This window comes from Streptomyces sp. NPDC019531, from assembly GCF_044903305.1.
In the GTDB taxonomy this organism is placed as follows: Bacteria; Actinomycetota; Actinomycetes; order Streptomycetales; family Streptomycetaceae; genus Streptomyces.
Genome location: NZ_JBJDQL010000024.1, coordinates 22,484 through 44,344 on the forward strand (window position 1 = coordinate 22,484; position 21,861 = coordinate 44,344).

The window sequence follows — 21,861 nt, forward strand, 5'->3', positions numbered from 1 at the left end:
TCAGGCCGCCAGGGTCTGGAGGAACTTGTCACCCGTGGCGGGGTACGGCATCGTCCGTACCGGCGAGGGCTGGCTCGGGTTCGCCGGGGTCGGGTGAGTCGACACCGCGGGCTGGCTGCCACCGTCGTCGCCGCCGAAGATGAGCTTGCCGGTGCCGAAGAGGGCGCTGCCCGCCTTCGTGGGAAGCGAGATCTTCCAGACCTCCGACTCGGGCAGGGCCTTGCCGAGCGGGCCCAGGATCCGCTTGTTGATCTGGGTCGACATGACACCGTTCTTGATGCCCTGCATCAGGCCCTTGCCGCCCTGGGTGAGTCCGGCGGCGAGCTTGGCGCCCTTCGCTCCCGCCTTGACGCCGGTGAACAGGCCCTTGGCCGCGCCGATGCCGGGAAGCATGCCGAACGCGTCCATGCCGATCTTGAAGGGCGAGGCTCCGCCCATCCAGTGCCCGGCCATGGCGGCGCCGGAGAAGGCGATGGCGCCCGCACCCAGGATCGCGGAGGCGACCTGGCCGCCGACCGGGATGACGTTGACGACGATCGCGGCCGCGGCCAGCGCGCTGGAGATGGTGGAGAACAAATCCGCGTTGTCGATCAGGAAGTTCTTGAAGCCGTCCCAGGCGCCCTTCAGACCGTCCGTGATCTTGTCCCAGACGCTGATGTCCGGCGGCCTGTTGTTCGCGGCATCGCGAATGGCGCCCTCGGCCTTCCCGGCCTGTTCCTCCCAGTACTTGCGCAGCGCCTCGCCGTCCTGGATGAGGAGCTTGAGGTCGGTCGCGGCGTCCTGGGCCGCCCGCGAGGCGGAGTCGGCCTCCTCCGACAGCGCCTTGGCCTGCTGCTCGGTGAGCTGCTGGAACTGCGCGCCCTCGATCTTGACGTTGACCCGGTCGACGTCGGCGTTCTTCTGGTCGAGCCGCTTGCGTGCCTCGACCGCGCGCTCCTCCAGGTTCTTGGCCTGCCGCTGCATGGTCTCCAGCTGGTCGTGCCAGCCGCGAAGCGCCTTGGAGCAGGCGGCCATCGACTCGTGGCCCTGCTGAAGGTACTTGGGCAGCTCGCCGACCTTCTCCTGGAACTTCTTGGCGGCCTCGCCGTCCCACGCCCCGTCGGTCCTGCCGATGCTCACGAGCATCTCGCGCATCTCGTCGAGCTCGTCACCGACCGTCTTGACGTCGTACGCCAGCGACTCGATCGTGTGCAGGTCACCCTTGGCCGGGTTGAACGTCAGCCCGGGCCAGCTTGGATCGTCGAACATCCCCATCGTCGTCTCCCCGTTGTGTGCGAGTGCGAGTTGTCCCAGCGGTGGTGCGGGCTACTTCTGGCTGAAGCCCTTCTGCAAATCCTGGTCGGTCGTCTGGTATGCCTCCAGCGTCTTCTGGAGACCCTCGTGCAGCCGCTTGGCGCCGTCGGCAATCCGCTTGATGCCGTCGCCCCAGTCGTCCTGGAAGTCGTCGCAGGCGTTGTCGAGACCGTCCGTGCCGAGTCCCTTGGGGCCCACCTTGTTGAGCCGCTCCTGGGCACCGCGCATACGGTCGTCCACTTGGTCCAGCCGGTTGATCAGGGTCTTCATCCGATCGACATCGATCTGGAAGTCAGCCATCCCCGTGTCTCCCCGTGGTCGTGATCCAGTCAACGGCGATCAGATTATCGGAGGGGCAACCTCCAGGGCACCTGAGGATGTTCGCGGTCGCCAACATGTGAGGACCGCGACTCAGACGCCGTCCCACACGTGCAGCACCGACTGTGCGTACGCCAGCCGGGGGTCCAGCCGTGACGACGCGATATGGAAGATGCCGCCGCCCCGGTAGTCGACGACGACCTCGGAATCGCCCGAGGCACGCCACAGCGCGCGGCTCGGCAGGCCGAGGTCCCAGGCCGACTCCTTCTTCGCCTCGTCCTTGTCGCCGAACAACAGCGGCACCAGCCCCTGGAGCGCCCCGAGCGCCCAGATGACGAGGTAGACCGGGGAGAAGACGGTGAACAGCACCCACCCGGCCGGGGTTCCGCGCTTCGCGGTGAAAGGCTCGCCGCCGGTCACCGCCTGCACGGTCCAGCGCGGGCGGCGCGGCCATGGCAGCGCCCGTCCGTCCTGACGAGTGATCCGGCCAATCGGTGCGCCGTCCCCGCCGTACACCTCGTACGCACCCGGGCCGCTGGGCCGGACCGAGCAGAGCAGCTCGGCGTTCAGGCCGCTCACGGTGAACGGCGGCCTCGCCTGACGCCCACCGTTCGGCTCATCCTGAGGCACGTGGACGTACGCGAGCGGGTTGCCTTTCGTCTCCTCGCCCGCCGAACGCACGGTGAGAGTCTGCTCCCCCGCCTTGGTCCGGGCATACGCGCGCAGCCGCTTGCTGTCGATCTCGATCCTGGTCTCGGACGCGGGGCGCGGATACGACGCCGAGGCCGGGGCCTGGCCGTACTGTCCCGGCGCCTGCGGTGGCCCCGGCTGCTGCCCCGGCGAGGACCATTCCTGGCTGCTCTGGTTCATGGCCGCCCAACTGTCGATGCCGTTGACGATGACGAGCGCCAGAATCTCAAAGGTCGGTCGGCCGTGTCGCGGGGCGGTCCGCGTCGGCCGGTTCGACGACGATTCGCCCACCGGACATGCACAGGACCTCCCCCGAAAAGTTGCTCCGTGGAGGACGTCGGCCATGCCTCCGCGAGGCGGTGGGTCGGTGGCTCGGGCGAGCGGCCAGGTGTCCGGGGCCAACCCCGGGACGCTACAACGGCGTCGGGGCGGACCGCGCCCGCCACAGATCCCGGAGCAGGGCGATCTCCGCCATGTGGTGGATGAGTTCGAGGTTGGACCCCCACAGCACCGAGATGTACGGCTCTTCGGGGGCGGAGCCGTACGGGTACTGGGAGAAGCCGATGGTGTCGAGTTGTTCTTCGGTGACCTGTCCGACGGCCTCGCGCCAGCGGTCGATGAGGGACCAGAAACGCTCCTGGGCCAGGGCGGCGGAGGGGGTGAAGTCGACCATCTGCTTCGGGTCCTGGCGGCGTTCGCCGAAGGTCCACTCCCATTCGCCGGCGAAGCAGGAGTGCAGGTGTCCCAACCGCCACGCGATGGTCGTGACCGGCGTGATGTCGGGTTCCACCGGGCCGGTGTGGGCGAGGACCTCTTCGACCCGTTCGACGCTCACGCTCCAGTCCTCGGCGATCTTGGCGACGCTCATGCCGTCGGCCGCCTGCCGGGCGACCTCGGCGTATTCACCCGCCGGGATGTCCGGGGCGCCCTGGTCGAGCAGCCACTCGCCGGGCCCGTACGCCCTGGGTGTCACCGCTTCCGCCCGGCGCCGGATCGACCAGCAGCCCGGCACAGGCTCCCACAGGTACTCCTCGTCGCCGAGCCCCTCCAGCCGTACCTGCGCCCGCTCCCTGACACAGTCGAACTGCTCCAGCAGTACACCCAGTCGGTCGGTCCGTACGCGCCCGGTCTCCATGACCCGCTCCCCTCGCGGTAGAGGCACCTCGCCACGCTCACGCGGAGGTTAACGGCCCGCCCGCGGAGAGCGCGACGGATTTCCGTGCCCACAGGTTCCGTTCGGAAAAGTCCGCGCCAACTGGGCCACAGATCAAGTCATGTGATGCAGGGTGAACTTGTTCCCATGAACCGTTCAAAGTTACGTTTCCCCAACTAACTTTCGAACGGGGGTCCTTGTGGGTGTAGTCCTGCCGAGCGAGCTGGATGCGGCCCTGGACCTGATAGGCATCAGCTGGCCCAACGTCGATGAGGACGACTACCGCGACATGGCCCAGGCCATGCGGGAGTTCGCCGACGACATCGACGACGGTGCCGCGGACGCGCACCAGGCGATCACCGATCTCATCGGTGGCAACGAAGGCCTCGCGATCCAGGCGCTCGAGAAGCACTGGGATCTCGTCAAGGGCAAGCATCTGACCAACCTCTCCGAAGCGGGCCGGGTGGCGGCCACCGCGCTGGACGCGGTCGCCGTGCTGATCGAGGGCGCGAAGATCGCGGCGATCGCCCAACTCGGCATCCTCGCCGCGGAGATCGCGGCCGCCCTCGCCGCCGCCCCGCTCACCTTCGGCCTGTCCACCCTGGGTGGTGTCGCGGGTACGCAGGTCACCCGGATCGCTGTGAAGCGCATCTTCGAGGAGGTGTGCGAGGAGATCGCCGGGCGGATCATGGAGGTCGCGATGGGCCCGGTCTTCCAGGCCATCGGCGCGATGGCGGGTGACCTGGTCCTGCAGTTGGGCGGCAACGCCCTGGGCACACAGAAAGGCGTCGACCTCGGCCAGACCGCGAAGGCGGGCCGGGAGGGACTGGACGAGGGCGTCGACAGCCTCAAGTCGGGCGGGGGCATGCAGCTGGCCAGCGCTGGCGGGGGCGCGAGCGGCTCGATGCAACTGGCCAGCGCGGGCGGGGACGGCGGGTCGAGCAGTGGCGGCGGCGGCGGCGGTCAGTTCAGCATGGACCTGGAGTCCTACGACCGGGCGGGCAACGGACTCAAGAGCGCGGGCGGCAAGATCCGCGACGGCGCCGGCAGCAAGCTGACCCGCGCCAAGTCCTCGCACGGCCGCGCCCGGGGCAAGGACGCACTCACCAATCTCCTCGACCCCATGGTGGACGAGGTCATGGAGGGCATCGAAAAGGGCGTCAAGCGCTCCGCGTCCCACCTCGACGAGAGCATGACCAGCGGCCTGAGCAAAATGGCCAAGCGCCACAAGGACAACGACGACGACATCGCGACCCAGCTCCAGGGCATCAGCAAGTCGCCGGGACGCGACATTCCCGTCTACCACCTCGACGACAAGGGCAAGGTCACCCGCATCACCTCGGCGGGGCACCACGATCTCACCGACGACGACCGCACCCGTCTGACCTCGCTGAACCTCCAGGGTGACAGCGTCCCCGAGCGTAGGGCGGGCAACTACCCGCTGCCCGCCAAGGGCAAGCGGGAGAGCAAAGCCTCGCAGCAGGTAGCCTTCGGTAGCACTGATCTCTCGCAGGCCACCAAGACGGCCCGGCAGGCCAACGGTGACTACGGAAGGACGTCGAAGGGGAAGTTCTCCAGCCGGAACTACGCCGCGGGCCGGTACGGAAAGCCGGGCGCCGATGACGAGTTCATCATCGTCGGCCGCAGCAAGTGGCCCGCCTCGCATTCGGAGCGCCAGGTGGGCATACCGTTCCTCAACGCCGGGACCAAGGACGGGCTGACCGAGCTCTACACCGAACGAGAACCGTGCACGACCGGAAAGGGCGCTCAGAACTGCAGCGCCTGGATGTCGGAGTACCTCCCGAAGGACGTACGCGTCTCCCATACCGTCGAATACGGCGACACACCGGATTCGAAGCAGAAGGGCAACGACGCGATGGAGAAGTACCTGAACGGCATGAACCCGAAGAAGAGGTAGTGACAGCACATGCCCCCGCTCGTCGACCACGCGATGATGGAGTCGGTCTTTCCCGCCGAAGAGATCGAGACGTGGGAGGAGGAGAAGCTCCCCGCCGGACTGCGTGCCTCGGCCCGTACGGTCCTGACCGAGGTCGGACTTCCGCACGATCGCAGCTCCTTCTTCCTCCTGGACGGCGCGCTTTTCGAGGGCGAAGACACCCCGGCCGGGTTCCGCCGCTGCGCGGAACTGGACCACTTCTCCGAGTACGAGAACATGCCGAAGGGCTGGGAGAACTGGCTCATCATCGGTGAGATCTTCTACGACGTCGTCGTCCTGGATCCCGAGTCCGGAATGGTGTACTGCCTGCCGGACGGCGAATACCGGGCCCTCCCGCTGAACCGCAGCCTCGATTCCTTCGCCTATTTCACCTATCTGCTCCAGGTCGAGCGCCCGAACTACGACTTCTCGGTGTCCGAGGACGTCGACGATTCGGAGGCCGTGGCGATCTCTTTGCGGGAGCGGATGATTGCGGCCGATCCACTTCCTTTCGAGGGCGTGGAGCCCGCCTGGTCGGAGGAGTTCGACTGGGATGACGAGGACGCTCCCCGTCTGCCCCCGTGGGATGCTGTGCTCTCGAACGTGTACGAGTCCATCGACTAGGCGGAACCATCCATGACAGCCCTCGCAGGTGACGCCCGGCGTTTCGATCCGGAGGAGCTCACCACCTTTTCCGCGGCGGCGGTGGCGAACATCCGGCATGAGCCGAGTGCGGACTTTCTTCGCAATGTCGGCATTCCAGCCCGTCCGAATCCCTGGTTCGACCTCGTGGACGGCTCTCCGGAGCAGGCCAGAACGCTCGGCGACGCCTACGACGACCTGCGCGAGCGGTGGACCGACCTGCCCGAAGGTGCGGAGGGCTGGCTCCTTCTCGGCATGGTGCCCTATGACGACATCGCCCTGGACGGGGGCACCGGAGTCGTGTACTGCCTTCCGGGCGACGAGTCCGAGACCTATCCGCTGAACAAAGATCTCCCCTCCTTCGCCCACTTTCTCTATTTGCTGGAGAAGGAGCGCCCGAACTACGACTTCGAGTCAGAACTCGAAAATATCGATCCGGAGAGTGCGGCGGCCCGTCTCACCGAGCAGATGCGGGAAATCGACCCGGCCGCTCTCGCGGTGAGCAATTCCCGCTGGCACGACATCCTGGAGTATGTCGCCGAACCCGAGGCGAGGTAGTGGCGATGAAAGACAGCGATATTCGGCGCATCGGGGAGATCACCCTCCCCCTGACCGTCGGCCCGTACTTCGCGACGGCCGAGTCCGACCCCGTATCCCTGCAGGAGTTCGCGGAGTCCGTCGGCCGTACGGTCGTGCTGGAGGAGTGCCGGCAGTGGACGCGGTTCGGTTCGGACCGCGGGTTCGAGCTCTGCGCCGACCACGAGGGTGTCGTACGCGCCGTGCTCCTCGACTGGACCGAGGAGTCGCGGTTCGTGAACGCGACTCCGGAGGCCTTCGCCCAGTCGCTCGCCGTGCTCGACCAAGGCCTCGCCGCGATCCTCGGCACCGAGGTGCCGCAGGAGGCCGCCGCCGCGTACGCGGAGCTGGAGCAGCGGCTGCGGGCGCTGGACGCGCGGGCGTTCGAGGGGCGTGAGCACTGGTGGCCCCTCGTCCTCGACGACATCCGGGACACTGCGAGCGCGGAGTGGTTCACCGCCTTCGAGATACTGAACGACCAGGGCGAGAAGCAGATCGTCACGCAGGCCGGTGACATCGGCGTCCACCCGGAGGAGCGGCTGTGGGCCCGGCTGCGGGCCGCGGGTGTGGAGCCGGAGCAAGTGCTGCGGATCCACACCGAGTTGGAGGCCTGCTTCATGCCGGGGCACTACTGCTCGTTGTGGCTCGGGCAGGTCTTCCCCGAGGCGCAGCTGACGCACAACTTCCCCTACGGGGAGACGGCCGAGTCCCGCGCCGAGGGCATCAGGTTGCTGCGTGAGGCAGCGGCCGAGCAGCCGCAGTAGAGGGGATTCAGCACATCATGACCGTCGGTACCACCGTCACGCCGGACATCGCCTCCTGGCCGCCGCTGGACGAGGACAAGCAGGCCCTCGGGCAGCGGTTGCTCGACTGGGCGGCCGACGGCGACGGGCCTCGACTGTGTCTGGTGCGAGGCGCCGAGGGCAGCGGCAAGAGCGGTCTGCTCGCCTGGCTCCTGGCCGGGACGGTCGGTCGGCCGGGACTCACCGTCCATGCCACCGTGCCGTCCGAGGGGCTGACAACCGAGAGCTTCGCCTGGGAGTTGGGGCGCCAGCTCGGCTACGGCCCGCTCTCCCCCGCCCGTCTGCTCGACCAAGTGGGCGCGGACGAGCGGCCGTTGCTGCTGCTCGTCCCCGATCTGCACCGAGCCGGGGCGGGCCCGTCCGATCTGCCGGCGGCGGCACCGGAGACGCTGGTCGCCGAGCTGCTGGAGCCGTTGCTGGCAATTCCCCATCTGCGCACGGCCGTTGAGGTCGGGAGGTCGGGGCTGCTGACCGCAGACGACGCCGAGGTCATCGACCTGGTTGAAGGCGGAGGAAGCGGCGGCGGAGAAGGCAACCGGCAGGTCTCGTACGCCGATCTCGTCGCCGAGGTCCCGCGCACGGCCGACGGCCGACACGACTGGTCCCAGGCGTCCGACGCGGTCCGCCGCCGCATCCTCGACGTGGCGCTGCGCACCGACGACGGGGCCGCCGTACGCGGCCTGTTGGCGGACCCCGGGTTCCTGGTGCACGGCTCGGCCGCCGCGCTCACCGCCGTGCTCGCCGACGAGCGCATCCCCGTACCCGGGCGACTCCGCGAGGTGTGGAGGCGTGCCGCACCGGAACTGACGGCGTATCACCCCGACAGTGCCGAGCGGGCCGCCCTGCTGCACTCCGCCGCGGTCGACACGGACCCCGAGCTGACCGAGTACCTGCGCCCGCTCGCCCAGCGGCACTGGTGGTCAGCGGTGTGGGCCCGGACCGACCTCTCGGTGACCGCGCTGGCTCCGGTGCCGGGCGGGGAGCGACGGCTGCTGGTGTCGGACCCGACGGGGCGGTTGCGGACGTACGACGTGGAGAGCGGTGCGTCCGTCGGCGCGTCCAACGGGGCCGCATCGTCGTTCGTCCACCCCACCTCCGTACGACCGCGCTCCGTCGCTCCTCGTGACGCCCGCTCGGCGCTGCTGTTCGACCGGTCCGACGCGCTGCTGCCGCTGGTGACCGAGGACGACCCGACCACCGCGTTCGCGCTCGGGCGTATCGCCGAGCACCACGGTTCGGCAGCGCTCGCCGCGGAGGAGTCGCAGGTCACCGCGCTCGGCAGCGGCGGCGCCCGGAACCCGTACGCGGTCGTCGGCGACCGGGGCGGCACGGTGCATGTGTGGTCCTTGGGCGAGTACCAGGACGTCCCGCGCTCCTCCCGTGTGCACGAGCAGCCGGTCACGGCCGTCACCTGCGTCGACACCGCCGACGGGCTGACGCTCACCTTCAGTGCCGGTGCGGACGGCTCGGTGCGGCTGTGGGAGATCTCGGCCGAGCCGATGCCGGTGCCGGTGCAGCAGCGCCGGTCCCGGGCCACCGCGCTCGCGGCGGCGGACACTCCCGCCGGTCCGGTGCTCGCCGTGGCCTGGAGCGACGGCGAGCTGCATCTGTGGCACGTGTTCTCCGGCAGGATGCGGGTGCTGCCCTGGCCGCACGGCTGCGACGCCCTCGCGCTGACCCCTGAGGGCCTGCTGGTCGTCGGGGACGCGGGCGGGCTGTACGGCGTACGGCTGCGGCTGGACGTGCTCTGGGAGGAGTGAGGTTCCGTGCCGGCTAGCCGAAGGGGCTGTTCGTCACGGTGACGGCCGTCTTCGGTTCGCGGGCCGGCGTCGGGGCCGTGAAGGAGATCCCGGCGGCCACCAGCGTGGCCAGTTCCAAGAACTCCTCCTCCGCGTCGAAGACCTCGGTGGACAGGGAGACCACCACCGCCTGCGGGATCCGCGGGAAGGCGAGGTGGAACGTGGCGGTGCGGACCGCCGAGGTGCTCTCCCCCTCGACGCCGAACAGTGCTCCGGGGACCGTGACGGGCTGGTCCGCCACCACGACCGCGGCGAGCCCGGCCGGCAGCGGGACGACGGCCTTGTGCGTGTCCGGCTCGTCCGGGTGGGCGCGCAGTGCGCTGTGCGGGTAGAGGTGGGGATCTCCGGCCGGGCGGTCGGTCGCGGAGATCTGGCAGATGCCCGTGAGGAGGAGGTCGTCGTCCGTGCGCAGCGCGAAGGAGCTGAAGTGGACCAGCCGCGGACTTGCGGATCGCGTCGGCGTACTCCTGGGCCCGGTCCCCATGCTGGTTCTCCAGCCTCTTGGCGTCGTCGATCAGGCCCTGGAGCCGGCCGCGGGCGTCCTCCAGGGTCTTGCCCGCGCTCTCCAGCCGGGCGCTCGCACTGTCCAACCGGGCCTGGGCGTCGTCCAGTCGGGCCTTGTCGGTGAACAGCTGCCCGGCCAGTCGCAGGTCCGGGTCGGAGCGGGCCGTCTCCTAGCCCCGCTCGGCCTGGTCGGCCCTTCGCCGCGCCTCCTCGGCGTCCGCCTCGTAGTGGCCGGCCCTGACCTTCACGTCGTGCAGGGTGTCACTCCACTTGGCGATCTCGCCGCCCGCTGCCTTGAGGGAGGCGTGGGCGCGCCGGAGATAGCCGGGGAGGTCCGTCACCTTCTCGGTGAACGCCTTGGCCGCCTCCCCCGACCACCAGGCGCTCTCCTTGGACAGGGAGTCCAGCAACTCGTAGATGGTCTGCAGGGTTTCGGCGGTGTGCAGCAGGTTGTTCGAGAGGTTGCTCGCCGGCTGGGGGTGCCCGGTAGTCGGATCCCAGCCGAGGGCGCTCCAGTCGTCGCTCACTTCGCCGCACCTCCGGTGGGACGCCGGCATGGGCTGAGGTGTGGGCTCCGGTCTGCGCTCGGGTGTGCCGGAACGCGCCCTGGATCTCCTGCTCGGTCTGCTCGTACGCCTTGATGATGGCGGGCAGGGCGTCGTTGAGCACCTTGATGCGTTCCGGCGTCTTGCCGAGTCCGAACTCCCAGCCGTCCTCGAAGCCCTCGAAGTCCTCGCAGGCCTTGTCGAGCACGCGCTTGCCCAGGCCCATCGGCCCGGTGTCCTTCATCCGGCGCATCGCCTCGTCGAGTTGGGACCGACTGTCCTCAAGCTTCTGCTTCAGCTTGCGCAGTTCGTCGAGACTGACCTCGAAGCCGGCCTTGTTCCTTCCCCCGTATTCCGGTCCTGCGCGTCAGTCGGAGACCCGGCGCAGGAAAAGCCACATTCCCTTGGTGCCGTGGGTCTGCCGCGCGAATCCCTCTTCCCCGGCGATGGCCTCGGCCTCCCCGGCGGAAATCCCGGGGTACCGGGCGGGATTGACCCGGATGTGCCCGTGCACGTTCGGAGCGCCGTCGCGGATCTCCCCACGCAGTTCCTCGCGCAGCTGCCCTGGCTGGACCTGCCTGCGCCGACGCCGCGAGCCGAACGCGATGAGGAGGTTCACGAGCACCAGCGCGGCGACGCCGGCCCCGATGCACCCGAGGGCGGCCGGGCTGACGACACCACCGGGCGGGGCCGCGAGCGGAACACCGACCATGTGCATCGAGGGAGAACCTCCAGGTGAGGACGGCAGAGGGCCCGTACCCTAGCGAGTCCCGGTAAGGATCCGGCCGGGCTGACGATCGCCGTATCGCGGCGTCCACACGTCCGTTCTGGTGCCGTACCGGCGCTGTTGCACCCCCGGACGCCACGGTTCCCTCACGGGGATTCACACCATCGCCCCACTCGGACCACACCACCCCCATCGGTCTTTTCCGTATGGATCACCATCTTTTTCCGCCCGGATGAGGAAGGCGGCGATCACCGGCACCGGCCGCAAACCGACAAGCTTGTAGGGTGTCATGAGCATTTCGGGGGAGCTTTCTGATCACTTGAGCGCCATGCTCCATTTCGCTGTGGGCTCCCACGCATCATCGAGACTCATGGGGAGAGGGAGTTCATGTCGTACCCTCCGCCGCCCGGAGGGCCGGGCGGCGCGTATCCACAGGGGCAGGGAGGGTGGGCACCACCTCCGCAGCCGCAGCCGGGTGGGGTGCCCTATCCGCAGCCGCCGCAGGCCGCGCCGGGGCACCACGGCCATCCACCGCAACCGCCCATCACGGCGCCGGGTTGGCCCACGGCACCCCACCCGCCGTATCCGCACCAGCAGCCTCCCGGTGGAGGTGGCGGCAACCAGGGCGGTGGCGGGAGCGGCCTGAAGAAGGTCGTCATCGGTGTCGTGGTCCTCGCCGTGCTCGCCGTGCTCGGCATAGGTGGCCTCGCCGCCTACCAGGCTCTCGGTGGCGACGCGTTGCCGACCGCGTCGGGCGATGCGCAGGGCGAGCAGCTGCTCAGCGCGGACGACATCGAGGAGCTGCTCGACGGCCGTAGCCAGGCGTTGAAGAGCGGTGATGAGGACACGTACCTGGCGCCCTTCTCCGGTGAGGCCAAGGACACGCAGAAGAGCCTCTTCGAGAACCTGCGCAAGATCCCCTTCACCCAGGCCGAGTACTCCGTCCTCAAGACGACCGGTTCGAGCACGGACGAGTACGGCGACGGGGCCACGATCGCCCTCGACGTCGCCTTCGTCCACAAGATCCAGGACGTGGACGTCCGGCCGGTGTCCGAGTGGTACCGGTGGATCATCAAGCGGGAGTCGAAGGACGCCGAGCCGCAGATCACCAAGGTGGGCCCCTCACCCGGCGCCTACGGCTCCAAGGGCTATGTGTTCTACCCGGCCCCCTGGGACCTCTACGAGGACATGCACGTCGTCAAGAAGGCCCACACACTCACGATCTCGGACAAGAAGTACGCCACCGACACGGACCGCTATGCGCCGTACATCGAGAAGGCGGCGGCCGACGACATCGAGCTGTGGAAGGCGAACGGTCCCGAGGACACCGAGACGCCCACAGGCTTCGTGACGGTCCTCGAACCGGACCGCAAGACCTACTCCTCCCTGTACGGCTCGCCGTACGTCGACTGGGAGGCCGGCCAGAGCGTGGCGATGCCCACCTTCGACGCCGGTTACGGCGGGGACCAGAAGGACCTGGAGTACGGCGGTGCCCGGGTCAAGATGGACACGTCCGGGAGCCGCTTCACCAACGCGACGTACTGGCCGAAGCTCGTGCAGGAGATCTCCCACCACGAGTTCGCGCACGCCATCGTGCAGCCGCTGGAGGCCACCGGCACCTTCGTCACCGAGACCAACGCCCGCTGGTGGGTGGTGGAGGGCTTCGCCGACTTCGTGGCGTTCCGCTTCGATACCGAGCTCGGCGCGTGGAGCGTCCGCAACGACGTCACCGGCAAGGAGTTCAGCGGCACGCTGCCCACGTCGGCCGGGAGCGGGGACGAGGTGAGCACGGACTACACGGTCAGTTATCTGGCCATCCGGTTCATCGCCGAGAAGAGCGGCACCGCCGCCGCGCTTCGGTTCGTCGCCGACCACTATCGCGCCCCCAAGCAGCTCGACCAGCAGCTGCGCGACGCCACGGGCATGGGGGAGAGCCAGTTCCAGGCCGCCTGGGCGAGTTACGTGAGGAGCCACAGCTGATGAGCACAGACGGCACGCAGGGAGCCGGTGGGGCGTACGGCGGGCCGCCTCCTCCGCCGGTGCCCCCACCGGGGTACGGCTATCCGCAGCAGCCTGCGGCGCCACCGCAAGGTCCCCCGCCGCAGCAGTACGGCTACGGATACGGGGCTCCGCAGCAGGCCCCTCAGCCGCCCGCGCCCGGCTGCCCTCAGGCTCCCGCGCCGGGGTACGGGGCCCCGCAGGCACCCACGCCCGGGTACGGAAGCGCTCAAGCGCCTCCCCCCGGGTACGGGGCTCCGCAGCAACCGCAGCAGGGATACGGCTTCCCGCAACAGCCACAGCCACAGCCACAGCCGTACGGTCATCCCGGCCCCGCAGGTCCTGCCGGCGCCGCTCAGCCGGGCGGCGCGCGCAAGAAGCCGGTCGGGATGATCGTGCTGCTCGTCATGGCCGTACTCGTCCTGAGCGGGGCCGGGTTCGGGGCCTGGTACATGTTCATCGGCTCGCCGAGCAACAACGTGCTGTGGAGCGTGGAGGGCACCACGAAGAGCGGTGACGAGGCCGGCGCGGCGCTCAAGGCGAACACCCGGGGCACCTGGTTCACCGACAAGGCGGTGGTGCAGACCCTGTCCAGCGGTGTGAAGGCGTACGACCTCGGAACCGGCAAGCAACTGTGGGCCACGCCGCTGCCCGGCGACAGCAACGAGTCGTGCGTCGCGCCCGAGAACTCCTCCGGTGACATCGGGATCGTCGCCTACGGCGACGGCAACGCCTGCGACCACGTCGTGGCGTACGACCTCGACAGCGGCAAGCAGCTCTGGGACAAGGACCTCAAGCCCGGTGACACCACGTCGAAGGACGACGTGTCGATCGCGCGGGCAGGCGATGTCGTGGTCGTCAACGCCGCGAAGGTGACGCTGGCCCTGAAGGCGGCCGACGGTACGACGGCCTGGGACCCGAAGAAGTTCGCGACCGAGGACTGCGGAAGCGGCGAGTTCACCGGCGGCAAGGCGCTGATCCGGGTCCGCGGCTGTTCGGTCAGCGACTTCGACGACCCAGACTGGGGACAGCACTGGGACGAGGTCTCGCTGATCGACCCGGCCACCGGGCAGGCGCGCTGGACCTACCACCACAAGGTCCCCGAGGACAGCCTCGGCGAGATCGACGGCGGCGACGTCATCTCGACCTCCCCCATCGTCCTGATCAGGCACGGTGACGACGGGGAGGCCCTGTTCTCCCTCGACGAGGAGACGGGGAAGGTGCGCAGCCAGTTCTCCCCCGCCACCCCGGCCGAGTACGTCACGACCGACGACTCGCGGGGCGGCCCCTGGTCGGAGGCGGGTGCCTTCGGTGACACGTTCGTCATCGGTGTGACCGGTGAGAAGAGCAAGGCGCTGCTGGCCGCCTACGACCTCGACAGCGGCAAGCAGCTGTGGAAGACCGAGGCGGTCGAGTTCCGGGACTTCTATCCGCTGCCGGCGGCCGGAGGCGACCGGATCCTGGCCTACCGGAACACCAACGACAGCGACGAGGGCTCCGAGCTGGTGGAGCTCGGCGCGAAGGACGGTGCCGTCAAGACGGTCGTCGAGTACCCGGCGGACGTCCACAAGGGCATGTCGGTGTTCGCCAGGCCCTACTGGCACGACAACCGGCTCTACGTGTCCGAGCCGAACCCGTCCGTCATCTACGGGGCGACGCCTTACACCCTGGTGGCCCTCCCCACCACCGACTGACGGCCGGGCCGTCGTACCCGAAAAGCTCCCGTCGCCTGCTTCCTGGCGACGGGAGCTTTCTTCGTACGTCGGTGGCACGCGGCATACGTCAGTGACGCGCGGCGATTCTCGTCAGCCCGGAGCAGTCCTGCCCGCCGGCCGGGTCCGGCTCGTACACCCAGTACAGGGCTGCGAGTTGGGCCAGCAGGAGGACGGGGACGACGCATGCGGCGGCCATGGCCAGGCCCCCCGGCCGCTGCCCCCCGCGCCGCAGGAACACCAGGAGGAACAGGGCTGCCAGTGCGCATGCGGGGGCGGCCCACGCGGTGACGTACATCCGGGTGGAGGGGCCCAGGTAGCGGCAGTTCTGGAATGTGTCGCCGTCGAAGGAGAAGTGGGCCGCGAGGAGGCCCGCCGAGGCGACGACCAGGACCGGGACCGCCCAGGACCATCGTCGGGTGGGTGCGCTCATCAGTACCAGTCCGGGTTGGGTCGTACGATGCGGATGTTCTGCTGCCCTTCGTGCTGCTCGGTGGCGTGGAGCCGCCCCTCCAGGCTGACGTTCTGGTACGAGTCGCTGTGCTGGGTGTACTTGATCTCGCCGTCCGGCATCACCGCGGTGACGATCGCCGCGTGGTGGGTGTTGCCCTTCTCGATGGAGTCGTTGGGCCCGGACTGCTCGTAGTAGATGATGTCGCCCGGCTTCACGTCGGAGCGCGGGACCTCGCTGCCGCCGTGCTCCAGCATGAAGTTCTGGTTGTTCTCGGCGGCGGCCCAACTGTCGGAGTAGGCAAGCCGCTTGTCGATGCCGTCGGCGCCGGTGCGGTTGCCGATCATCCACGAGTCGTCGTCGGACGTCCCCCAGATGCTGGTCTTCTCCTTCATCCCCGCGTGCAGCAGGGCGTTGGAAACGAAGTTGGTGCAGTTGTTGCCGAAGTCGGTGGGGTCGTCCTGGTCCCAGTTGGCGAGGGCGTACTCCACGAGCTTCACCCGGTCGTACTTGCCGTTGCCGCGCAACTCCTGCCGTACGTCGGCCGGGATGCCGTCGAGGCCCGCGAGGGCGACCGGCTGGGCCAGCATGAAGTCCTTGCGCTGCCGGTCGCTGAGGCCGTTCCACCACTGCCGTACGGTGGTCGGGTCCTTGTCGACCGGAATGTCGTTCGCCAGCATCTGCATCTGGACGTGCGAGGCGTGTGTCTGGAGATCGTTGAGCGCCTTGCCCGGGTCGGTGAGCCCGGTCTGGCCGCCGAGCTTCGCGAACTCCTCGGCCGCCAACTTGTCGGCTGCGGTGACCTGTTCGACGGCCTGGTCGACGAGGTCCTGAACCTGGGCCTTGTACGGCCCCATCTCCTCGGCCTCGGTACGGCTGCGCGGCGGCGGACCGGTGACCGTCCCGTCGACGCCGATCTCGAGACCGTACCGGGCGGCGAGATCCACGGCGGCCCGCATGGTGCTGTGCGCGGTCTCGATGGTCGTCGTCATCCCGTCGGCGACCATGTTGACGGACAAGAGGATGTCGTAGGCCGCCTCCAACTGGTTGGCCAGCAGCTCGAATTCGGCGGCCGCGGTGGCGCCGACCTCGTCGGTCCAGTTGTCCTTCAGCGGCTTGGCGCCGTACTCCCGCAGGTCCTTCGCCGCGTCCAGGGAGTACTTGGCGAGAGCGTGCCACTCGTCGGCGGCGGTCGACCAGGTCTTGGGGCGGGCGTTGTTGATTCCCTCGTACGACACCATGGTCAGGCCCTCCCGAGGTCGTTCAGCCCGGCGCGCAGCCGTGACTCGGCCTCGGCGTCCGCGCTGTCGTAGCCCTCGGCCGACTCCCTGAGTTTCCGGCTGAGTTCGCCCATCCGCCGGGCGAGGGAGACCATGTGCTCCTCCCACTTCTCGGCGCACACCTTGAGCCGCACGGGGCTCTCCCAGCCGTTGCCGTAGTGGGCCCCGTACACCTCGTCGCTGGTGTCGAGCGAGTGGCTGAGACGCTTCATCGTCTGCTGGGACAAGGACTCGGTGTCATCGACCGCGGCGCGTACGCGCGCAGCGTTGATCTCGATGTCGGCCATGGACAACTCCCCCGATGTGAACTGGCTGTCGGCAATAACCTGGCTGTCGATAGTCACTGGGCGGGAAGCTGCCGCCGAACCTTCACACCCGCTGTGGCGGATCAGGCCGCGACGCGGAGCACCACCAACGCGACGGCGCTGCCCAGGGCGCAGGCCAGCGCGAGGGCGAGCAGCTTGGCGTTACGGCCGCGCGAGCTGCGCAGGGCGATCCAGACTCCGGCGGCGGCGACGACGCCGAGGGCCGCGTTCATCGCGCTCATGGCCGCGTCACTGCCCGGCATTGTGGCCACCGCGGCGGCGGCCAGGGCCACGAGGGCGCAGAGTACGGCGGTGAGCGTCGCCGGGGTCCAACGGGTGTGGGGGGTCACCGGCTCCTGGACGCCGGCCCCCGTATCGTTCGTCAGCATGCGCGACAGACTACAAGATCGTTTGCGTTGGCATGCTCGCGGCGGAAGGCGGTGCGGTTCTCCTTCACACCGCCCGCTCCGGCCCCGCCGCACCCCTCCGGATCACGCTGATACCTTGCTGCACCTGTCAGTTCGCACCTCGGGGGATTCCATGAGCCAGCCGCCGTTCCAACCGCCACCGCAGCCGGCGCAGCCGTCTCAGCCGCCGTATTCGACACAGGCCCCCTACAACCCGTACACCCAGCCCGCCCAGCCACCGCAGCAGGTACCGGGGTTCGGGCAGCCCCCGATGTACTCCGCGTACTCCGCTCCGCAGCCCGGGCCGCCGTTCCAAGCGCCGCCCCTCGGGCAGCGGCCGAACACCGGCGGCAATCCGGTCGGCGCGATCTTCCTCGGGCTCTTCGCATCGGTGGTCGTATCACTGCTCTACAGCGGTCTCATCATGGCCACGTACAAGGAGCAGTCGACCACGACGGGCAACGTCCTCTACTTCGCCCACGCGCTGCGGGTCTGATGCACGATCGGGTGACATCTGAACTGGCTTGCCCTGTAGGGCGGGTGGGAAGGATGTCGCTGTGCCCAAGCCTTATCCGGAGGAGTTCCGCCAGGACGTCGTGCGGGTTGCGAGGAACCGAGGCCCGGGTGTGACGGTCGAGCAGGTGGCCACCGACTTCGGAGTCCATCCAATGACGTTGTGGAAGTGGATGCGCCGGGCGGACATCGACGACGGAGCCAAGTCCGGAACGACCAGCCAGGAGAGTGCCGAGCTTCGGGAAGCGCGTCGCCGGATCTAGCTGCTGGAGCAGGAGAACGAGGTCCTGCGGCGGGCCGCGGCCTATCTGTCACAGGCGCATCTGCCGGGAAAAGGATCTACCCGCTCGTGAAGGAGCTGGCCGGGGACGGGGTGCCCGTCACGGTTGCGTGCCGGGTGCTGAAGCTCGCCAGACAGCCCTACTACCGCTGGCTGGACCAACCGATGCCCGATGCCATGCTGGAGGAGGCGTATCGCGCAAACGCGCTGTTCGACGCGCACCGTGACGACCCGGAGTTCGGCTACCGCTTCCTGGCCGACGAAGCGCGCGGCGCCGGGGCCGTGATGGCGGACCGGACCGCATGGCGAATCTGCCGGGACAACCGCTGGTGGAGCGTGTTCGGCAAGAAGCGCGGCAAGGGCAAGAAGCCCGGGCCGCCGGTGCACGACGACCTGGTCCGCCGTGACTTCACCGCGACCTGCGCGAACCAACTGTGGCTCGCCGACATCACCGAGCACGCCACCGGCGAAGGCAAGCTCTACCTCTGCGCGATCAAGGACGCCTTCAGCAACAGGATCGTGGGCTACTCCATCGACGAGCAGATGAAGTCCCGCCTGGCCGTGACAGCCCTGGAAAACGCCGTGGCCAGGCGTGGAAACGTCGACGGCTGCATTCTGCACAGCGATCGCGGATCGCAATTCCGCTCCCGGAAATTCGTCCGGGCGCTCGGCCGCCACCGGATGGCCGGATCGATAGGGAGAGTCGGAGCTGCCGGCGACAACGCGGCCATGGAGTCCTTCTTCAGTCTGCTGCAGAAGAACGTCCTCGACCGCCGTGTCTGGTGGGCCACCCGCGAAGAACTCAGGATCGCGATCGTGACCTGGATCGAGCGGACCTACCACCGACGCCGCAGACAAGCCTCACTCGGCCGGCTGACCCCCATCGAATTCGAGACCGTCATGACCACACCGGCCCTCCAGGCCGCGTGACCGAACCTGTCACCCGAACCTGCATCAGACCCCTTCGCCCAGGAGGGACAGCAGGCCCTGTACACGGTCACCGAGAACGACGGCAGCCGCTACGTCCCCGCCTTCACCCACTCCACCCACGCCCCGACTCCTGGCACCAGTGGCACCACACCCCGGGCCACCAACTCGCAGCCGCCGGCGCCCCGGTGCGGCTCAATCCCGGACACCGCATCAGCCTGACGAACCCGGTCGAGGCACTACGGCAGTCGAGCAACCGGTGACCCGGACTGACTGAGCGCTCGTGGTCAGGACCCGGCCGGTGCGGAGCAGCCGCGGGCCTTCGCCGAATGCTCTGCGAGCGAGCGGCTCTCCTCGCCGGGCTCCAGCACCGTGCCGTACTGGCTCGCCTCGCCTCCGATTTCGTCGGGAACGAGGCTCCGCAGTTCGTCGTACGGCAACAGTCCACCGCAGGCGCTCTTCACCTGCGCCCGATTCGCCGCCGTATACCCGCTGCTGAGCCCCTCGGCGAGGAACAGACCGGCCATCCCGCCGACGAGCAACACGAGCGGCAGCCCTATGAGCAACGGCTTGCCCGGCGCCAAGACCATTGGACCACTGGAATCCCCCGTAGTGCGAGTGATGCAACGTTCGTGGTTCAAGAGGGCAGAGCAGCCGGTGCGCCGCAACCGTGGCGGGCCGCCGACCGCTCCGCGAAGTGCTCCAGATCCGCTCGCTCCTCCTGGGTGAGCGGGTCCGAGGTCACCTTGCGGTCACTGCCCTCAACAGGCGAGGCGTGATAGTAGCCGACGCCCAGGGCGCCCTCGCAGGTCGCCGACGTCCAGGCCATGTAGGTGTCGGTGCCCGAAGGGGTGTCATGGCCGCCGTACTTGCCGTCGAAGACCGCGTCGGACGCGTCACTGAAGGGGCCGTATGCGGCGGTGAGTTGCAGACCGCCCACGAGCAGGCACTCTTCCACCTGTGACTTCCCTACGTCGGTCTCGCGCACCGTCGATGCGGAGGTCATCCCTTCGCAGGTCCCCGTGGCATCGCCGGCCGACACGGTCCTGGCGCCGGCAGCCGGGGCGGTGAGCCCATTCGCGTCCCCGGGTTCCGTTTCGCAGCCGGTCTTCTCCGCCGTGCGCTGCGCTGTTCCGGTGGCCACGCGGGGAGCTTGAGGCGCGTGGCTTCCGTGACCTCACTGCCGTAGGGCGACCCGGCCGTCACGAGTATTCCGCTGCCCTCCATCGGCGACCAGTTCTTGCAGCTGAGGAGCACCGATGCGGTCGTCTGCTCGTTTTCGGTAACCATGAGCCCCTGCCACCCACCGTTAAGGGGTACGGGCAAGGTCTTCTCATCGCCCTGGTAGTCGCCGTACGCGTTATGGGCGCCGGCCGAGGTCTCGATGGCGATCTCGATGTCGTTGACATCGCATCGCGTCGCCAGACCGGCCGGCTCCGTCACATCGTCCGACACGTCGAACTGCCAACCGGAGACGTGGAATCCCGCACCGAACAGGGAGAGCCTCGACTTCCCCGCGAGGTCCAGTACCGAGTCGACCTGGAGCATCCCGCTGCACGCCCGTGCGGTCCTAGCGGCAGGGTACTGGAGCTGAAATCCGTAGTACGCGGCTCCCAGGACGGCCAGCGTCAGGGCGTAACCGATCAGCCGACGCCGCGCTCTCTCACCGAGCAGGGTCGACATCCCCGTTTTCATTCGTTGTGTTCCTGTTCGTGTCTCATGAGGCGGGCGGGGTCACCTTCAGGCGACGAACTGCCCGAAGGGCTTGGAGAGCTCGGAGAGCTCGGAGAGCTCAACCCGGAGCTCTCCGTGGAGTGAATCGCAGCGCACTTGAAAACCTCGCCGCCGAATACCGCGCGGCGTTGGTCGCGGCGGTAGCGAACGTCTCTCGCTGCTCGCTGTCGAGGGTCCGGGTCGGCGGCATGTTCGCCACCTCGACTTCGAGCAGCTCGTGCTCACTCACGGCCCGCCCCTCCCATGCGCAGGGTATGGCGACGAACGCACGATTCTTCTCCACATACCCGACCGCCGAGTCGACCTTGAATGACTTGACGGTGGAGGGACCAGGCGACCCGTAGCTGCCCGGCGGCCGGATACTGCAGCTGAAGACCGTAGTCCCCGGCTCCCAGGACGGCCAACGTCACTCGCATCAGTTCCGCGTCGATGCGTGGTCACGAGCCGAAGGAAGGTGACTGGTCAGCCGTGGTGAGAGGCTTCAGGCATCCGGCGTCGAGGACGGAGTGGTTGGCGAGGCGAGAAGCGATGCCCGCAACGGTGAGGCGTTGGCTGTCCGTGTTGCCGTCTGAAGCGCCAGGAGACTTGACTGAAACGCTGAGGTACGCGGTCGCACCGCCGTCCAACTTGCAGGGAATGTAGAGGGCCGCACTCGAGTCACCGGACAGCGACCTGGCTTCTTGCCCGCCGGCGGCCGCAATGCTCAGAGGCTTCGTCTTACCAAGCAGACGGCCTCGCTCTTTGAGGTCGTCCTCCCAGGCTCCGGCGTCGTCGGTGGTGAAGCGGACCCGTGCGTCGAGCTGCGTCTTGTCGTCGCTGTCGATCGTGCAGTCCAACCGGTACGCGTCGCCCGCACCGGACTCGGTGAACTCCGTAGAGGTGATCCGACGGCCGGTGAAGGTGGTCTGTGGGATGAAACCCATGTCGACGGTGGAGAGAATGCCACCGCAGTCAGCGGATACACCCGTACCGCGGAACGGGAGGAAGCGGTCGCCGATGACTGTTCCTGCGACCATGCCGAGCGCAGCCAGCAAGCCTACGGCCAGGCGTTTCCGAACAGCGGAACTCGTGCTCACAGCGACCTCGGGTGTGGGGTGAGTAGGGCGAGGGGAAGCACACTCTTCACCTGCGCCCGATTCGCCGCCGTATACCCGCTGCTGAGCCCCTCGGCGAGGAGCAGACCGGCCATCCCGCCGACGAGCGACACGAGCGGCAGCCCTATGAGCAACGGCTTGCCCGGCCGCCAAGACCTTTGGACCACTGAAATC

Annotated in this window: 23 protein-coding genes and 1 pseudogene; 9 read left to right on the forward strand and 15 right to left on the reverse strand. The window is 68.5% G+C overall.

The window, feature by feature from the left end:
- The 4 genes from ACI2L1_RS25665 to ACI2L1_RS25680 all read right to left on the reverse strand — a co-directional run bounded on the left by ACI2L1_RS25665 (position 1) and on the right by ACI2L1_RS25680 (position 3,436).
- Positions 1–1,254 carry a putative T7SS-secreted protein gene (locus tag ACI2L1_RS25665; protein WP_404741702.1) on the reverse strand — a complete coding sequence of 418 codons (1,254 nt, stop codon included), beginning with the start codon at positions 1,252–1,254 and terminating at the stop codon, positions 1–3.
- Between the two features lie 51 nt (positions 1,255–1,305).
- On the reverse strand, positions 1,306–1,593 hold the full coding sequence (locus tag ACI2L1_RS25670) for a hypothetical protein (protein WP_404741703.1): 288 nt from the start codon (positions 1,591–1,593) through the stop codon (positions 1,306–1,308).
- Positions 1,594–1,704: 111 nt separating this feature from the next.
- Positions 1,705–2,481, reverse strand: coding sequence for a hypothetical protein (locus tag ACI2L1_RS25675; RefSeq protein WP_404741704.1), 777 nt, complete (start codon positions 2,479–2,481; stop codon positions 1,705–1,707).
- Positions 2,482–2,713: 232 nt separating this feature from the next.
- Complete coding sequence (locus ACI2L1_RS25680) at positions 2,714–3,436, reverse strand: DinB family protein (RefSeq protein ID WP_404741705.1); 723 nt, start codon at positions 3,434–3,436, stop codon at positions 2,714–2,716.
- A 217-nt stretch (positions 3,437–3,653) separates the two neighbouring features.
- Here ACI2L1_RS25680 and ACI2L1_RS25685 point away from each other — a divergent pair, with 217 nt between their 5' ends.
- From ACI2L1_RS25685 to ACI2L1_RS25705, 5 genes are read left to right on the forward strand one after another with little or no spacing between them, the layout of a single operon-like run.
- On the forward strand, positions 3,654–5,372 hold the full coding sequence (locus tag ACI2L1_RS25685) for a nucleic acid/nucleotide deaminase domain-containing protein (protein WP_404741706.1): 1,719 nt from the start codon (positions 3,654–3,656) through the stop codon (positions 5,370–5,372).
- Positions 5,373–5,381: 9 nt separating this feature from the next.
- Positions 5,382–6,014 carry an SUKH-4 family immunity protein gene (locus tag ACI2L1_RS25690; protein ID WP_404741707.1) on the forward strand — a complete coding sequence of 211 codons (633 nt, stop codon included), beginning with the start codon at positions 5,382–5,384 and terminating at the stop codon, positions 6,012–6,014.
- A gap of 12 nt (positions 6,015–6,026) precedes the next feature.
- Positions 6,027–6,590 (forward strand): SUKH-4 family immunity protein, encoded by a 564-nt coding sequence (locus ACI2L1_RS25695; RefSeq protein WP_404741708.1) that lies wholly within the window; start codon positions 6,027–6,029, stop codon positions 6,588–6,590.
- 5 nt (positions 6,591–6,595) lie between these two features.
- The gene (locus tag ACI2L1_RS25700; RefSeq protein WP_404741709.1) at positions 6,596–7,372 is read left to right on the forward strand and encodes a nucleic acid/nucleotide deaminase domain-containing protein; all 777 of its coding nucleotides are present in this window, start codon (positions 6,596–6,598) and stop codon (positions 7,370–7,372) included.
- A gap of 17 nt (positions 7,373–7,389) precedes the next feature.
- Positions 7,390–9,171, forward strand: a complete 1,782-nt coding sequence (locus tag ACI2L1_RS25705; protein WP_404741710.1) for a WD40 repeat domain-containing protein — start codon at positions 7,390–7,392, stop codon at positions 9,169–9,171.
- Between the two features lie 13 nt (positions 9,172–9,184).
- Here ACI2L1_RS25705 and ACI2L1_RS25710 read toward each other — a convergent pair whose 3' ends face one another.
- The 3 genes from ACI2L1_RS25710 to ACI2L1_RS25720 form a co-directional block, all read right to left on the reverse strand.
- Positions 9,185–9,694 (reverse strand): hypothetical protein, encoded by a 510-nt coding sequence (locus ACI2L1_RS25710; RefSeq protein ID WP_404741711.1) that lies wholly within the window; start codon positions 9,692–9,694, stop codon positions 9,185–9,187.
- A 190-nt stretch (positions 9,695–9,884) separates the two neighbouring features.
- The gene (locus tag ACI2L1_RS25715; RefSeq protein WP_404741712.1) at positions 9,885–10,241 is read right to left on the reverse strand and encodes a hypothetical protein; all 357 of its coding nucleotides are present in this window, start codon (positions 10,239–10,241) and stop codon (positions 9,885–9,887) included.
- Between the two features lie 385 nt (positions 10,242–10,626).
- On the reverse strand, positions 10,627–10,977 hold the full coding sequence (locus tag ACI2L1_RS25720; protein ID WP_404741713.1) for a hypothetical protein: 351 nt from the start codon (positions 10,975–10,977) through the stop codon (positions 10,627–10,629).
- A 396-nt stretch (positions 10,978–11,373) separates the two neighbouring features.
- On the opposite strand from ACI2L1_RS25720, the gene ACI2L1_RS25725 reads away from it, so the two are divergent.
- Entirely contained in the window at positions 11,374–12,966 is a 1,593-nt protein-coding gene (locus ACI2L1_RS25725; RefSeq protein WP_404741714.1) for a hypothetical protein, read from the forward strand.
- Positions 12,967–13,373: 407 nt separating this feature from the next.
- Positions 13,374–14,678 (forward strand): PQQ-binding-like beta-propeller repeat protein, encoded by a 1,305-nt coding sequence (locus tag ACI2L1_RS25730; RefSeq protein WP_404741715.1) that lies wholly within the window; start codon positions 13,374–13,376, stop codon positions 14,676–14,678.
- Positions 14,679–14,766: 88 nt separating this feature from the next.
- Here the strand turns inward: ACI2L1_RS25730 and ACI2L1_RS25735 are convergent, their stop codons facing one another.
- The 4 genes from ACI2L1_RS25735 to ACI2L1_RS25750 form a co-directional block, all read right to left on the reverse strand.
- Positions 14,767–15,129: a hypothetical protein gene (locus ACI2L1_RS25735; RefSeq protein WP_404741716.1), complete on the reverse strand. Its 363-nt coding sequence runs from the start codon at positions 15,127–15,129 to the stop codon at positions 14,767–14,769.
- A complete protein-coding gene (locus tag ACI2L1_RS25740) occupies positions 15,129–16,388 on the reverse strand; it encodes an amidase domain-containing protein (protein ID WP_404741717.1) in 1,260 nt (419 codons plus the stop codon). Before ACI2L1_RS25740 ends, ACI2L1_RS25735 begins: the two co-directional genes overlap by 1 nt.
- 2 nt (positions 16,389–16,390) lie before the next feature.
- Positions 16,391–16,714, reverse strand: a complete 324-nt coding sequence (locus tag ACI2L1_RS25745) for a hypothetical protein (protein WP_404741718.1) — start codon at positions 16,712–16,714, stop codon at positions 16,391–16,393.
- Between the two features lie 101 nt (positions 16,715–16,815).
- Entirely contained in the window at positions 16,816–17,121 is a 306-nt protein-coding gene (locus ACI2L1_RS25750) for a hypothetical protein (RefSeq protein ID WP_404741719.1), read from the reverse strand.
- Positions 17,122–17,272: 151 nt separating this feature from the next.
- Here ACI2L1_RS25750 and ACI2L1_RS25755 point away from each other — a divergent pair, with 151 nt between their 5' ends.
- On the forward strand, positions 17,273–17,635 hold the full coding sequence (locus tag ACI2L1_RS25755; protein WP_404741720.1) for a hypothetical protein: 363 nt from the start codon (positions 17,273–17,275) through the stop codon (positions 17,633–17,635).
- A 61-nt stretch (positions 17,636–17,696) separates the two neighbouring features.
- A pseudogene (locus ACI2L1_RS25760) lies at positions 17,697–18,862 on the forward strand (IS3 family transposase).
- A 284-nt stretch (positions 18,863–19,146) separates the two neighbouring features.
- Here ACI2L1_RS25760 and ACI2L1_RS25765 read toward each other — a convergent pair.
- The 4 genes from ACI2L1_RS25765 to ACI2L1_RS25780 form a co-directional block, all read right to left on the reverse strand.
- Positions 19,147–19,449 carry a hypothetical protein gene (locus ACI2L1_RS25765; protein ID WP_404741721.1) on the reverse strand — a complete coding sequence of 101 codons (303 nt, stop codon included), beginning with the start codon at positions 19,447–19,449 and terminating at the stop codon, positions 19,147–19,149.
- Between the two features lie 47 nt (positions 19,450–19,496).
- Positions 19,497–20,003, reverse strand: coding sequence for a hypothetical protein (locus ACI2L1_RS25770; RefSeq protein WP_404741722.1), 507 nt, complete (start codon positions 20,001–20,003; stop codon positions 19,497–19,499).
- A 1,027-nt stretch (positions 20,004–21,030) separates the two neighbouring features.
- Positions 21,031–21,669, reverse strand: a complete 639-nt coding sequence (locus tag ACI2L1_RS25775; protein WP_404741723.1) for a hypothetical protein — start codon at positions 21,667–21,669, stop codon at positions 21,031–21,033.
- On the reverse strand, positions 21,666–21,854 hold the full coding sequence (locus ACI2L1_RS25780; protein WP_404741724.1) for a hypothetical protein: 189 nt from the start codon (positions 21,852–21,854) through the stop codon (positions 21,666–21,668). The genes ACI2L1_RS25775 and ACI2L1_RS25780 overlap by 4 nt, the downstream gene beginning before the upstream one ends.
- Positions 21,855–21,861: the final 7 nt, after the last annotated feature.